Origin of the sequence: Streptomyces omiyaensis, assembly GCF_014650895.1 — a bacterium.
GTDB lineage: Bacteria > Actinomycetota > Actinomycetes > Streptomycetales > Streptomycetaceae > Streptomyces > Streptomyces omiyaensis.
Genome location: NZ_BMVV01000019.1, coordinates 107574 through 120467, shown reverse-complemented (window position 1 = coordinate 120467; position 12894 = coordinate 107574). Strand labels below are relative to the sequence as shown.

Below are 12894 nucleotides of genomic sequence, written 5' to 3'. Positions count from 1 at the left end.
GGGAGAGATGGGGACGCTCATGACGCAGGTGACCGAGCACGGCGGAGGCGTCTGGTCGCTGCGGGTGCCGATCCCGGACAACCCGCTGGGGCACACCCTGGTCCACGTCCTCGACACCGACCGCGGGCCGGTCCTCGTCGACACCGGATGGGACGACCCCGACTCCTGGACCGAGCTGAACGACGGGCTCGGCGCGCTGGGGATCGGCATCGGCGACGTCCACGGCGTCGTCATCACCCACCACCACCCCGACCACCACGGACTCTCCGGCCGGGTCCGGGAGGCCTCCGGGGCCTGGATCGCCATGCACGCCGCCGACACCGCCGTCGTCCGCCGCACCCGCGAGTCCGACCCCGGCACCTGGCTCGACTACCTCGCCCGCAAGCTCGCCGCCGCCGGCGCTCCCGAGGACCACCTCGCGCCGCTGCGCGCCGCCCGCTCCGGCGGCCGGATGCGGACCCTGCCCGGCCTCGGCGCCGCCCTGCCCGACCGGGAGATCGTCCCCGGCGAACTCCTCGGCCTCGCCGGACGGCGGCTCCGCGCCGTCTGGACCCCCGGACACACCCCCGGCCACGTCTGCCTCCACCTGGAGGAGGAGCACCCGGCGGGCCTGGCCGGCCACGGCCGGCTCTTCTCCGGCGACCACCTGCTCCCGGGGATCTCCCCGCACATCGGGCTGTACGAGGACCCCGACGACGCCACGGTCACGGACCCCCTCGGCGACTACCTCGACTCCCTGGAGCGCATCGGCCGGCTCGGTGTCGCCGAGGTCCTCCCCGCCCACCAGCACGCCTTCGCCGACGCCGCCGGCCGGGTCCGCGAGCTCCTCGACCACCACGAGGAGCGGCTCGCCGGGCTCCTCGCCCTGCTCACCACCCCTCTCACCCCGTGGCAGCTCGCGGAGCGGATGGAGTGGAACCGGCCCTGGGACCGCATCCCGTACGGCTCCCGCAACATCGCCGTCAGCGAGGCCGAGGCCCACATCCGCCGCCTGGTGAAGCTGGGCCGCGCGGAGGCCCTGACGGGGACGGAGCCGGTGGCGTACGTCGCCGTGTGAGGCACGGGGGACGGCGGCCCGCGGCGCCGGCGAGACGCGGAGGGCGGTGGCGCACGCCGCCGCGGGGCGGCCGGCGAGGCGCGGACGGCCGCGGCGCACGCCGCCGCGGGGGCCGGGCGCACGGCGGTGTGACGCGGCTCGCACGCCCGGGGCGGCGGCTCCGGAGGCCGGTACAGTGGGCCGGTCGTCTTCATGCCCGAGCAGGGGAAAGCCGGTGCGAATCCGGCGCTGACCCGCAACCGTGACGTGCCCCGTGCACGGAGCCGGAACGCCCTGCCCCGGGACGTGAGCGCCGGCACCGTCGAGGAATACGGCGCCGGACGCGGGCCCCCGGGGGGCACCGGTGTCCGGTGCCCGCACGAGAGGCAACCATGATCAGCGTCCGTCGCGCCGCCGCCGCGCTCACCGCAGCGGCAGCCGTGCTCAGCACCGCCGCGACCGGCACCGCCGCCGCCGCACCCTCGCCGAGCGCTTCCGCCGCCGCGCTCCCGCCCGGCCTGTACGGCAAGGGCGACCCGACCTACGACGGCGTCTGGCGCCAGTCGCTCGCCTTCCTCGCCCAGCGCGCCACCGGCTACCAGCCGGCCGACACGGCGGTGGACTGGCTGCTCGGCCAGCAGTGCGCGGACGGTTCCTTCGCCTCCTACCGCGCGGACACCACGAAGCCCTGCGACGCCACGACGATGCGGGACTCCAACGCCACCGCCGTCGCCCTCCAGGCGCTCGGCGCCGTCCGCCGCGAGGCCGCCGACCCGACGAAGATCGACACCGCGGTCACGTCCGGCTACGGCTGGCTGCGCGGCGTGCAGAACAAGGACGGCGGCTGGAGCTACACCCCCGGCGGCCCCAGCGACGCCAACTCCACCTCGATCGTCGTCAGCGCCCTCGCCGCGTCCGGCGTGAAGCCCGGCTCCTACACCTCGGCCGAGGGCCGCACCCCCTACGACGCGCTGCTCGCGCTCGCGCTGCCCTGCTCCGAGGACGAGGGCCCCGGCGCCTTCGCGTACCAGCCGGACAAGGAGGGCGAGCTGCTCGCCAACGCGGACGCGACCGCCGCCGCCACCCTCGCCGGGCTCGGCAAGGGCATCACCGCCGTGAAGGCCACCCCGCCGCAGGCCCCGACCTGCGTCGACCTCTCCGAGCCGACCGTCGAGCGGGCCGCCCTCAACGGCGCCTCCTACCTGGCCAAGGCGCTCGTGCAGACCGGGCACCTGACCACCCCGCCGCTGCCGGGCGCCACCGACACCGACCCGAAGCCCGACTTCGGCAACACCGCCGACGCCGTCGTCGCCCTCGCCGCCGCCGGCACCGCCCGGCTCGCCGAGCCCGCGCTCCAGTGGCTGGAGCAGAACGCGGCCCCGTGGGCGAAGGAGTCCGGCCCCGCCGCCTACGCGCAGCTGATCCTCGCCGCCCGCGCGATGGAGGCCGACCCGCGCGAGTTCGGCAAGGTCGACCTGGTCGAGGCGCTGAACGCGACCGGCCCGGCGCCCAAGACCCCCGACACCTCCGCCGCCTCCACCGAGGACGAGGACGAGGACTCGTTCCTCGGCTTCGACGTCTGGTGGATCATCGGCATCGGCATGGTCGTCGGCGTCGGCATCGGCTTCCTCCTGAGCGGCCGCAAGAAGTGACGCGCCGCGGACGGGCCGCCGGGGCGCTCGCCACCGGGACGGCCGGGCTGCTGCTCGCCCTCGGCGCGGCCGCCCCCGCCCAGGCCGCGGGCTACCGGTACTGGTCGTACTGGCAGGCCGACGCCGGGAAGTGGACCTACGCCACCCAGGGCCCGGCGACCGACCGGCCCGCCGACGGCGCCGCGATCGGCTTCCGCTTCGCACTGAGCGAGGACTCCGCCGACGCGACCAGGCCGACCGCCGCGCCGGACTTCGGCGCGGTCTGCGCGGACGTCGGGAAGAAGGCCGGCACCAAGCGGATCGCGGTCGTCGTCGACTTCGGCACCCCGCAGGACGCCCCCGCGGGCGAGACCCCGCCGAAGGACTCGCCGACGACGGGCTGTGCCCGGATCGCCGAGAGCGGCACCGGCGCGGACGCCCTCGCGGCCGTCGCCGCGCCGCTGCGCTACGACAGCGCCGCCATGCTCTGCGGCATCGCGGGCTACCCGCGCACCGGCTGCGGCGAGGCGGTCGCCGACCCGGCCCCCGCCACCGGCGCCACCGCCTCCCCGGGGACCTCCCCCGCAGCGGCCGAGGAGGACGGCGACGGACCGTCGCTCGGCCTGCTCGTCGGCGGCGGCGCCGTCCTCGCCCTCGGCGCCGCGGCCGTCTGGAAGTCCCGCCGCCGCGCATGACCCGGGCGAGCGAGACCCCGGCGGACCCCACCGCCGGCCCGGCCGGCGTCCGGAGCGCGCGAGCCCTCCGGCGCGCCGCCGACCCCGCGGACCCCACCGGAGCCCCCGGCCCCCGCACCCCCGGCACGGCGGGCCCGGCCGGACGCGCCGGGTGGCGGGCGCGCCTGCTCGCACCGGTGGCCGACCGGGGGAACGCACTGCATCCGGGTGCCTGGTGGCTGTGGGCGCTGGGGCTGGCCGTCGCCGCCTCCCGGACGACCAACCCGCTGGTGCTCGGACTGATCGTCGGCGTCGCCGGATACGTGGTCGCGGCGCGCCGCACCGACGCGCCCTGGGCCCGGTCCTACGGGGCCTTCGTCAAGCTCGGCCTGTTCGTCGTCGCCCTGCGGATCGTCTTCTCCGTCGCCCTCGGCTCCCCCATCCCCGGCACCCACGTGCTGTTCACGCTGCCCGAGGTGCCGCTGCCCGCGTGGGCGCAGGGCATCCGGCTCGGCGGCAGGGTCACCGCCGAGCAGGTGGTCTTCGCCCTGTACGACGGGCTCAAGCTGGCCGCCCTGCTGATCTGCGTGGGCGCGGCGAACGCGCTGGCCAACCCGGCGCGGCTGCTGAAGTCGCTGCCGGGGGCGCTGTACGAGGCGGGGGTCGCGGTCGTCGTGGCGATGACCTTCGCGCCGAACCTGGTCGCGGACGTGGTGCGGCTGCGCACCGCCCGGCGGCTGCGCGGCCGGCCCGCCGGCGGGGTGCGGGCGGTCCTCCACATCGGCCTCCCGGTCCTCGAAGGCGCCCTGGAACGGTCCGTCGCCGTGGCCGCCTCGATGGACGCGCGCGGATACGGGCGCACCGCCCGGGTCCCGCCGGCCGTCCGCCGCACCACGAACGTCCTCACCCTCGGCGGTCTCCTCGGCGTCTGCGCCGGCTCGTACGGGCTGCTCGCCGCCCAGGGCGCCGGATACGGGCTGCCGCTGCTCGCCGCCGGGCTGGCCGCGGCCGTCGGGGGGCTCCGGCTGGGCGGGCGGCGCAGCGTCCGCACCCGCTACCGCCCCGACCGCTTCGGCCCCCGCTCCTGGCTGGTCGCCGCCTCCGGCATCGCGGTGGCCGTCCTCATGATCCGGGCCAACGCCTACGCGCCGGACGCGCTGCACCCCGGCGTCGTGCCCCTGACCGCCCCGGAGCTCCCGCTGTGGCCGGCCCTGTCGGTCCTCCCCGGTCTGCTGCCCGCCGTCATCGCCCCCGTACCGCCCGCCCGCGAGGAGTCGTCCGCGTGATCCGCTTCGAGAACGTCTCGGTGACGTACGAGGACGCCGCCGGGCCCACGCTGCGGGGGGTCGACCTCACGGTGCCGGAGGGGGAGCTGGTGCTCCTGGTCGGGCCCTCGGGGGTCGGGAAGTCGACCCTGCTCGGGGCGGTCTCCGGTCTCGTGCCGCACTTCACCGGCGGGACGCTGTCGGGCCGGGTCACGGTGGACGGGCGGGACACCCGGACCCACCACCCGCGCGAGCTGGCCGATCTGGTCGGCACGGTCGGGCAGGACCCGCTCGCCCACTTCGTCACCGACACCGTCGAGGACGAGCTCGCCTACGGCATGGAGTCCCTGGGCCTCGCCCCGGCGGTGATGCGCCGGCGCGTCGAGGAGACCCTGGACCTGCTGGGCCTCGCCGAGCTGCGGGACCGGCCGATCGCGACGCTCTCCGGCGGCCAGCAGCAGCGGGTGGCGATCGGTTCGGTGCTGACCACCCACCCGAAGGTCCTCGTCCTCGACGAGCCGACCTCCGCCCTGGACCCGTCGGCGGCCGAGGACGTGCTGGCGGTGCTCCAGCGCCTCGTCCACGACCTCGGCACCACGGTCCTGATGGCCGAGCACCGCCTGGAGCGGGTCGTGCAGTACGCCGACCGCGTCCTGCTGCTGCCGGACGCCGTCCTCGGCACGCCGGCGGAGGTCATGGCCGTCTCGCCCGTGCACCCGCCGGTGGTCGCCCTCGGGCGGCTGGCCGGGTGGGAGCCGCTGCCGCTGACGGTGCGGGACGCGCGGCGGCGGGCGGGAGGCCTGAAGGCGCGGCTGGAGCGGCGGCGGGAGGAGCGGGACCCCGCCGGGGCTCTCCCCCGCCCCGTCCCTTCCCCGGACCGGGGGTCCGTCCCGGACCCCGGTCCCCGGACGCCGCACGGTCCGGCCCCGGCCGGGACGCGGGGGCCCGGGGCCGACCCCCGCGTCTCGGCCCCGGCCGCGTCCGGGGCACGGGGGTCCGGGGACGGGGCCCCTGCTTCCGGGAAGGGGCGGGGCGGGGGCTTCCCCCTCTTCCGCGGGCGCCGCGCACCCGCGCCCGGGGCCCCGGACGGGGCCGGCGCCCCCCTCCTCGACGTCGACCGGCTCGCCGTCCGCCGCGGCCGGGTCGAGGCGCTGCGCCGGGTCGACCTCCGGGTCGCGCCCGGCGAGACCATCGCGCTCATGGGCCGCAACGGCGCCGGGAAGTCCACCCTGCTCTCCACCCTCGTCGGCATGATCGCCCCCACCTCCGGGTCGGTCCGCGTCTCCGGGCTCGTCCCGCACGCCACCGACCCCCGGACGCTGATCCGCCGGGTCGGCCTGGTGCCCCAGGAGCCGAGGGACCTGCTGTACGCGGAGACCGTCGGCGAGGAGTGCGCGGCGGCCGACGCGGACGCGGGGGCCGCGCCGGGGACCTGCCGGGCGCTGGTGACGGAGCTCGTCCCGGGGGTCGCCGACGCCACGCACCCCCGGGACCTGTCCGAGGGGCAGCGGCTGGCGCTCGCACTCGCCGTGGTGCTGACCGCCGCCCCGCCGCTGGTCCTCCTCGACGAGCCGACCCGGGGCCTGGACTACGCGGCGAAGGCCCGGCTGGTCGTCCGGCTGCGCGCGCTCGCCGCCGGGGGCCGCGCGATCGTGCTGGCCACCCACGACGTGGAGCTCGCGGCGGAGCTGGCCGACCGGGTGGTGATCGTCGCGGGCGGGGAGGTGGTCGCGGACGGCCCGACGGCGGAGGTCGTCGTCTCCTCCCCGGCCTTCGCCCCGCAGGTCGCGAAGATCCTGGCGCCCGAGCCGTGGCTCACGGTCGAGCAGGTGGAGGAGGCGCTGCGCCCGTGAGGACCCGTCCCGTCCGGCTGGGGCCGCGCTCGGTCGCCGCCCTCGTCCTCGTCTCCCTCGTCGGCCTGATCGGCATCGGCTGGCCGCTCTTCGCGGACGCCGGCTCCGCCGTCACCGACCACGCCGCCGACGCGCCCTGGCTCTTCGCGCTGATCCTCCCCCTCCTCATCGCGGTCGTCGTGGCGACCATCGCGGACTGCGGGATGGACGCGAAGGCGGTGGCGATGCTGGGGGTGCTGGCCGCCGTGGGGGCGGCGCTGCGCCCGCTGGGCGCGGGGACGGCGGGCCTGGAGCCGATGTTCTTCCTGATGGTGCTGAGCGGCCGGGTCCTCGGCCCGGGCTTCGGCTTCGTGCTCGGGGCGGTCACGATGTTCGCGTCGGCGCTGCTCACGGGCGGGGTGGGGCCGTGGATGCCGACGCAGATGCTCGCGATGGGCTGGTTCGCGATGGGCGCGGGGCTGCTGCCGGCGGGGGTCCGGGGGCGGCCGGAGCGGCTGGTGCTCGCCGCGTACGGCTTCCTGGCGGCGTTCGCGTACGGCACGGTCACCAATCTGTACGGCTGGGTGACGGTCGGCGGCCTGGGGCAGGGGATCTCCTTCGTCCCCGGGGCCCCGCCGGGCGAGAACCTCGTCCGCTTCCTGGCCTTCGTGATCGCCACCTCGCTCGGCTGGGACCTGGGCCGGGCCGTGCTCACGGTGGTCCTCACCCTCACGGTCGGCGGGCCGCTGCTGCGGGCGCTGCGCAGGGCCACGCGGCGGGCGAACTTCGAGGCCCAGGTCACATTCGAGGGGCCCGCAGAGGGGTCCGCGGGTGAGGCGCCTCATAGGACCCACGTCACGTACGACCGGAAATAGTAGGAGCGAACGGCCCCCCGAACAGGCCCATCACCGGCGATGAGCTGCGAAAACACCACATCCCGGGTCCCGGGTCCTCCCGCCCCGAGTCCGAACCTTCCTCGTACAGGGGGTCGTTGCACCGCCCTCGGGGATTTGGTTCTGTAGTGGACGTCGCCAGGCAGCAGGTGCTCAGCGAAGCACCGCGGCAGGCCGGTTCCCCCCAGCTCCCGGGTTCCCCAGGCCCTGGTTCCGGCATGCCGGAACCGGCCGGAAACGGCCGTGACGCCCGGCGCGACCCCAGTCCCCGACGTTAGGTAGACGTTTTGTTCCGCTCGATCACCACTCGTGCCGCCGCCCGCAAGAAGTCCTTCGCCGCCACCGCAGCCGTGCTGCTCGGCGCCTCGGGTGCGGTCCTCGGCACGACGGGCACGGCCTCGGCCGCCAGCCCGCAGGAGCTCGCCCGTGACATCGTGCCCGCCTCTCAGTACTCCGCCTTCAGCAAGATCGTCTCGCACGAGTCCGGCTGGAACTTCAAGGCCACCAACTCCTCCAGCGGCGCCTACGGCCTCGTCCAGGCCCTGCCCGGCTCGAAGATGTCCTCGGCCGGCTCCGACTGGAAGACCAACCCCGCGACCCAGATCAAGTGGGGCCTCAACTACATGAACGAGCGCTACGGCTCCCCGAACGCCGCCTGGGCGTTCTGGCAGGCCAACGGCTGGTACTGAGAGTCACCACGCCGCTCCGCGCACCGCAAGGCCCCGCCCTCCTCTCGGAGGGGCGGGGCCTGCGGCGTTTCCCGGGCACCCCTGCCAGGTCTTCGCGGCGCACGCCACCGGCACCGGAGCGGGTTCCCGCGAGGGCCCGCCACCGGCACCGGGCCGGTTCTCCACGGGGCCCGTCGCCGGCAGCGGATCGGTTTCCGCGGGCCCCGTCACCGGCTGCGGGCCGGATCCGCGCGGCCCCCGCTACAGGCGCTGGATGATGGTGCCGGTCGCGAGCGCGCCGCCGGCACACATCGTGACCAGCGCGAACTCCTTGTCGGTCCGCTCCAGCTCGTGCAGCGCGGTGGTGATCAGGCGGGCGCCGGTCGCGCCGACCGGGTGGCCGAGGGCGATGGCGCCGCCGTTGACGTTGACCTTCTCCAGGCCGTCGAGCTCCTTGTCGAACTCCTGCGCCCAGCTGAGCACGACCGAGGCGAAGGCCTCGTTGATCTCGACCACGTCGATGTCCCGGAGGGACATGCCGGCCTTGCCGAGGACCGCGCGGGTCGCGTCGATGGGCCCGTCGAGGTGGTAGTGCGGGTCGGCGCCGACCAGCGCCTGGGCGACGATCCGGGCGCGCGGGCGCAGCTTGAGGGCGCGGGCCATGCGCTTGGAGGCCCACATCACGGCGGAGGCGCCGTCGGAGATCTGGGAGGAGTTGCCCGCGGTGTGGACCGCGGTGGGCATGACCGGCTTGAGCCGGGCGAGCCCCTCCATGCTGGTGTCGCGCAGCCCCTCGTCGCGGTCGACCAGCCGCCACATGCCCTGTCCGGCGCGCTGCTCCTCCTCGGTGGTCGGGACCTGGACGGCGAAGGTCTCGCGCTTGAACCGCTCCTCGGACCAGGCGACGGCGGCCCGCTCCTGGGAGATGACGCCGAGGGAGTCGACCCGCTCGCGGGTCAGGCCGCGGCGGCGGGCGATCCGCTCGGCGGCCTCGAACTGGTTGGGCAGGTCGACGTTCCACTCGTCGGGGAAGGGCTTGCCGGGTCCGTGCTTGGAGCCGGAGCCGAGCGGGACGCGGGACATGGCCTCGACGCCGCAGGAGATGCCGACGTCGATGACCCCGGCCGCGATCATGTTGGCGGTCATGTGGCTCGCCTGCTGGGAGGAGCCGCACTGGGCGTCGACGGTGGTGGCGGCGGTCTCGTAGGGCAGCCCCATGGTGAGCCAGGCGGTGCGGGCGGGGTTCATGGACTGCTCGCCGGCGTGGGTGACGGTGCCGCCGACGATCTGTTCGACGCAGTCGGCGGGGATGCCGGTGCGGCCGAGGAGTTCGCGGTAGGTCTCGCCCAGGAGGTAGGCGGGATGGAGGTTGGCGAGCGCGCCTCCGCGCTTGCCGATGGGGGTGCGTACGGCTTCGACGATGACGGGTTCCGCGGCCATGAGCTCGTCCTCTCCTCGACCGGACGGGGTGTCCCGGCACCCGCCGGTCGGCGTCACGGGAGAACTAGTACGCGTTCTAGTTCTGACTGAAGTCTTATGACTGCTACCGCCGGTACGCAAGGGTCCGGGAGGCAGCAGTTGCGCCGCACGCCGGGCCGCGGGGGCGTACGGGGCCGACCGGAAGGGGCTCCGGAGGCTCCCCCGGGCGCACCGGGGGCGTATTCGGGTCGCGCCTCTTGCCACTTGTAGAACTCGTTACTAACTTTCCCGGCAACTTCTGATGGTCCATCAGATATTGGAGCGTGTTGCCGATGACCTGCCCCCACCTCCCCGAAGGATTCGACGCCACCGACCCCGATCTGCTGCGCAGCCGCGTCCCGCTCCCCGAGTTCGCGGAGCTGCGGCAGACCGCGCCGGTCTGGTGGTGCCCCCAGCCGCGCGGCGTCACCGGCTTCGACGACGAGGGGTACTGGGCCGTCACCCGCCACGCGGACGTCAAGTACGTCTCCACCCACCCCGAGCTGTTCTCCTCGAACGAGAACACCGCCGTGATCCGCTTCAACGAGCACATCGGACGCGAGCAGATCGAGGTCCAGAAGCTGATCATGCTCAACATGGACCCGCCGGAGCACACCCGGGTCCGCCAGATCGTCCAGCGCGGCTTCACCCCGCGCGCCATCCGCAGCCTGGAGACCGCGCTGCGCGACCGGGCCCGCGCGATCGCCGAGGAGGCACGCGCCGCGGCGGCCGCGGACCCCGACGGATCCTTCGACTTCGTCACCCGGGTCGCCGTCGAACTGCCCCTCCAGGCCATCGCCGAACTCATCGGCGTGCCCCAGGAGGACCGCTCCCGGATCTTCGACTGGTCCAACAAGATGGTGGCGTACGACGATCCCGAGTACGCCATCACCGAGGAGGTCGGCGTCGAGGCCGCCATGGAACTCATCGGCTACGCGATGAACATGGCCGCCGCGCGCAAGGAGTGCCCCGCCCAGGACATCGTGTCGCAGCTCGTCGCCGCAGAGGGCCAAGGAAACCTCTCCTCCGACGAGTTCGGCTTCTTCGTCCTCCTGCTCGCCGTCGCCGGCAACGAAACCACCCGCAACGCGATCAGCCACGGCATGCACGCCTTCCTCACCCACCCCGACCAGTGGGAGCTCTACAAGCGGGAGCGCCCCGCGACCACCGCCGAGGAGATCGTCCGCTGGGCCACCCCCGTCGTCTCCTTCCAGCGCACCGCCACCCAGGACACCGAGATCGGCGGCCAGAAGATCAAGCGGGGCGACCGGGTCGGCCTCTTCTACTCCTCCGCCAACCACGACCCCGAGGTCTTCGAGGACCCGGGGACCTTCGACATCACCCGCGACCCCAACCCGCACCTCGGCTTCGGCGGCGGCGGGCCCCACTTCTGCCTCGGCAAGTCCCTCGCCGTGAAGGAGATCGAGCTGATCTTCGACGCCGTCGCCGACGTCCTGCCCGACCTCACCCTCGTCGGCGAACCCCGCCGGCTGCGGGCCGCCTGGCTCAACGGCGTCAAGGAACTCCGGGTCCGCTCGACGACCCCCGCCTGACCGCCCCGCAGGAACCGCGGACCGCCCCCGCACGTCCGATCGGGCATGCGGGGGACAACACACAGGATCCTGACCACACTCGTCGCGCTGCTCGCGCTCCAGCTCGGCTCGCTCGTCGCGCCCGCCTGGGCCTGCGGCTGCGGCGCCATGATCACGCACAGGTCGGAGCGGATCGGCGTCGACCGCGAGGAGTCCGCCGTCCGCTGGGACGGCCGGACCGAGACCGTGGTCATGCGCTTCCGCGTCCACGGCGACGCCCGCCGGGCCGCCTGGGTCATGCCGGTGCCGAACCGGGCCGACGTCACCCTCGGCGACCCGGAGCTCTTCGACCGGCTGGAGGAGCTCGCCGCCCCCGAGGAGCGCGAACGCCCCTACTTCTGGCCCCGCGAGGACGACTGGCCCTTCGACGCCGGCCGCGGCGACGGGGCGGCGGCCGGCGCGGCCCCCGGCGGCACCGTCGGCGTCGTCGGCCGCGAGCGGCTCGGCCCCTTCGACGTCGCCCGGCTGACCGCCACCGACCCCGGGGCCCTCGGCACCTGGCTGCGCGCCAACGGCTTCGAGCTCCCCGACCGGCTCACCCCCGAACTCCGGCCGTACGTCGAGCGGAAGTGGGAGTACGTCGCCGTGCGCCTCGCGCCGGAGAAGAGCGGCGAACGCCTCCACGGCGAACTCACCCCGCTCCGCATCACCTTCGCCTCCACCGAACTCGTCTACCCCATGCGGCTCTCCCGGCTCGCCGCCACCCCGCAGACCCTCGGCCTGTCGATCCTCGCCGACCACCGCATGGAGCCCCGCTCGGCGATCGGCGGCGAACGCCCCGAAGTCACCTTCGCCGGCCGGATCGACCGCCCCGACGGCCCCGTCGCCGCGCTCACCGGCGGCGCCCCCGCCCACCTGACCGTCCTGGAACAGCGCTTCCCCGTACCGTCCCGCATCGACGACGACCACGTCCTGCGCGCGGTCGCCGACACCCCGTACCGCCGGGTCGTCCACCACGACCGCCTGCTGACCCTCGCCGGCGTCCCGGTCTGGCTGCTGACCGTGCTCCTGGGCGCGGCGGCGATCGCCGTGACGACCGTGGTGCTGACCATGCGGGCGAACCGCCGCCGGGTACCGTCACCGGTATGACGAACCCTCAGTGGAACGACATCGACGCGTACGTCACCGGCCTGCTGGTCCCCGACGACGAGGCGCTCACCGCCGCCCTCGCCGACTCCGCGGCCGCCGGACTCCCCGAGATCGCCGTCGCCCCCAACCAGGGCAAGCTCCTGAACCTCCTCGCCCGGACCCAGGGCGCCCGGCGCATCCTGGAGATCGGCACCCTCGGCGGCTACAGCACCATCTGGCTGGGCCGCGCCCTGCCCGCCGACGGACGCCTGATCACCCTGGAGTACGACCCCCGGCACGCCGAGGTGGCCCGCGCCAACCTCGCGCGGGCCGGGCTCGCCGACCGGGTCGAGGTCCGCACCGGCCCGGCCCTCGACACCCTCCCCCTGCTGGCGAAGGAGGGCGCGGGCCCCTTCGACCTGGTCTTCGTCGACGCCGACAAGGTCAACAACCCGCACTACGTGACCTGGGCCCTGGAGCTCTCCCGCCCCGGCACCCTGATCGTCGTCGACAACGTGATCCGGGGCGGCCGCGTCGCCGCCGAGGACCCGTCGGACCCGGCCGTCACCGGCACCCGCGCGATGTTCGAACTCGTCGCGGGCGAACCCCGCCTCGACGCCACCGCCGTCCAGACGGTCGGCACCAAGGGCCACGACGGCCTCCTCATCGCCCGGGTGACCGGCTAGGACGCGCACCCGCCCCGCGCCCCGGCCCCACGGCCCCGGGACGCGGGTCGGGGACGCGGGCCGGGGGCACGGACCCGAGGCTCAGGCCAGG

At 75.3% G+C, this 12894-nt stretch carries 11 protein-coding genes; 10 read left to right on the top strand and 1 reads right to left on the bottom strand.

Annotated elements, in window-relative coordinates; all coding sequences use genetic code 11:
• The first annotated feature begins 19 nt into the window (after positions 1-19).
• The 7 genes from IE287_RS27115 (at position 20) to IE287_RS27085 (ending at position 8020) form a co-directional block, all read left to right on the top strand.
• Positions 20-1057 (top strand): Strvi_7410 family MBL fold metallo-hydrolase, encoded by a 1038-nt coding sequence (locus IE287_RS27115; protein ID WP_189851825.1) that lies wholly within the window; start codon positions 20-22, stop codon positions 1055-1057.
• A gap of 371 nt (positions 1058-1428) precedes the next feature.
• Entirely contained in the window at positions 1429-2688 is a 1260-nt protein-coding gene (locus tag IE287_RS27110; protein WP_189851824.1) for an SCO2321 family membrane protein, read from the top strand.
• Complete coding sequence (locus IE287_RS27105) at positions 2685-3362, top strand: SCO2322 family protein (protein WP_189851823.1); 678 nt, start codon at positions 2685-2687, stop codon at positions 3360-3362. Before IE287_RS27110 ends, IE287_RS27105 begins: the two co-directional genes overlap by 4 nt.
• Positions 3359-4627 (top strand): energy-coupling factor transporter transmembrane component T, encoded by a 1269-nt coding sequence (locus tag IE287_RS27100; RefSeq protein WP_229883771.1) that lies wholly within the window; start codon positions 3359-3361, stop codon positions 4625-4627. Before IE287_RS27105 ends, IE287_RS27100 begins: the two co-directional genes overlap by 4 nt.
• Positions 4624-6459 (top strand): ABC transporter ATP-binding protein, encoded by a 1836-nt coding sequence (locus tag IE287_RS27095; protein WP_189851822.1) that lies wholly within the window; start codon positions 4624-4626, stop codon positions 6457-6459. The genes IE287_RS27100 and IE287_RS27095 overlap by 4 nt, the downstream gene beginning before the upstream one ends.
• On the top strand, positions 6456-7313 hold the full coding sequence (locus tag IE287_RS27090) for an ECF transporter S component (protein WP_189851821.1): 858 nt from the start codon (positions 6456-6458) through the stop codon (positions 7311-7313). Before IE287_RS27095 ends, IE287_RS27090 begins: the two co-directional genes overlap by 4 nt.
• 305 nt (positions 7314-7618) lie before the next feature.
• On the top strand, positions 7619-8020 hold the full coding sequence (locus IE287_RS27085; protein WP_189851820.1) for an aggregation-promoting factor C-terminal-like domain-containing protein: 402 nt from the start codon (positions 7619-7621) through the stop codon (positions 8018-8020).
• 240 nt (positions 8021-8260) lie between these two features.
• Here the strand turns inward: IE287_RS27085 and IE287_RS27080 are convergent, their stop codons facing one another.
• Positions 8261-9439: a steroid 3-ketoacyl-CoA thiolase gene (locus IE287_RS27080; protein WP_189851819.1), complete on the bottom strand. Its 1179-nt coding sequence runs from the start codon at positions 9437-9439 to the stop codon at positions 8261-8263.
• A gap of 311 nt (positions 9440-9750) precedes the next feature.
• On the opposite strand from IE287_RS27080, the gene IE287_RS27075 reads away from it, so the two are divergent.
• From IE287_RS27075 to IE287_RS27065, 3 genes are read left to right on the top strand one after another with little or no spacing between them, the layout of a single operon-like run.
• A complete protein-coding gene (locus tag IE287_RS27075) occupies positions 9751-11010 on the top strand; it encodes a cytochrome P450 (RefSeq protein WP_189851818.1) in 1260 nt (419 codons plus the stop codon).
• Between the two features lie 45 nt (positions 11011-11055).
• The gene (locus IE287_RS27070; RefSeq protein ID WP_189851817.1) at positions 11056-12138 is read left to right on the top strand and encodes a DUF2330 domain-containing protein; all 1083 of its coding nucleotides are present in this window, start codon (positions 11056-11058) and stop codon (positions 12136-12138) included.
• Complete coding sequence (locus IE287_RS27065) at positions 12135-12803, top strand: O-methyltransferase (RefSeq protein WP_189851816.1); 669 nt, start codon at positions 12135-12137, stop codon at positions 12801-12803. Before IE287_RS27070 ends, IE287_RS27065 begins: the two co-directional genes overlap by 4 nt.
• Positions 12804-12894 lie beyond the last annotated feature (91 nt).

Excerpts from the sequence above, each read along its gene's own strand:
- IE287_RS27080 (WP_189851819.1), bottom strand. The coding sequence starts at position 9,439 with ATGGCCGCGGAACCCGTCATCGTCGAAGCCGTACGCACCCCCATCGGC.
- IE287_RS27110 (WP_189851824.1), top strand. The coding sequence starts at position 1,429 with ATGATCAGCGTCCGTCGCGCCGCCGCCGCGCTCACCGCAGCGGCAGCC.
- IE287_RS27075 (WP_189851818.1), top strand. The coding sequence starts at position 9,751 with ATGACCTGCCCCCACCTCCCCGAAGGATTCGACGCCACCGACCCCGAT.
- IE287_RS27115 (WP_189851825.1), top strand. The coding sequence starts at position 20 with ATGACGCAGGTGACCGAGCACGGCGGAGGCGTCTGGTCGCTGCGGGTG.
- IE287_RS27070 (WP_189851817.1), top strand. The coding sequence starts at position 11,056 with ATGCGGGGGACAACACACAGGATCCTGACCACACTCGTCGCGCTGCTC.
- IE287_RS27065 (WP_189851816.1), top strand. The coding sequence starts at position 12,135 with ATGACGAACCCTCAGTGGAACGACATCGACGCGTACGTCACCGGCCTG.
- IE287_RS27100 (WP_229883771.1), top strand. The coding sequence starts at position 3,359 with ATGACCCGGGCGAGCGAGACCCCGGCGGACCCCACCGCCGGCCCGGCC.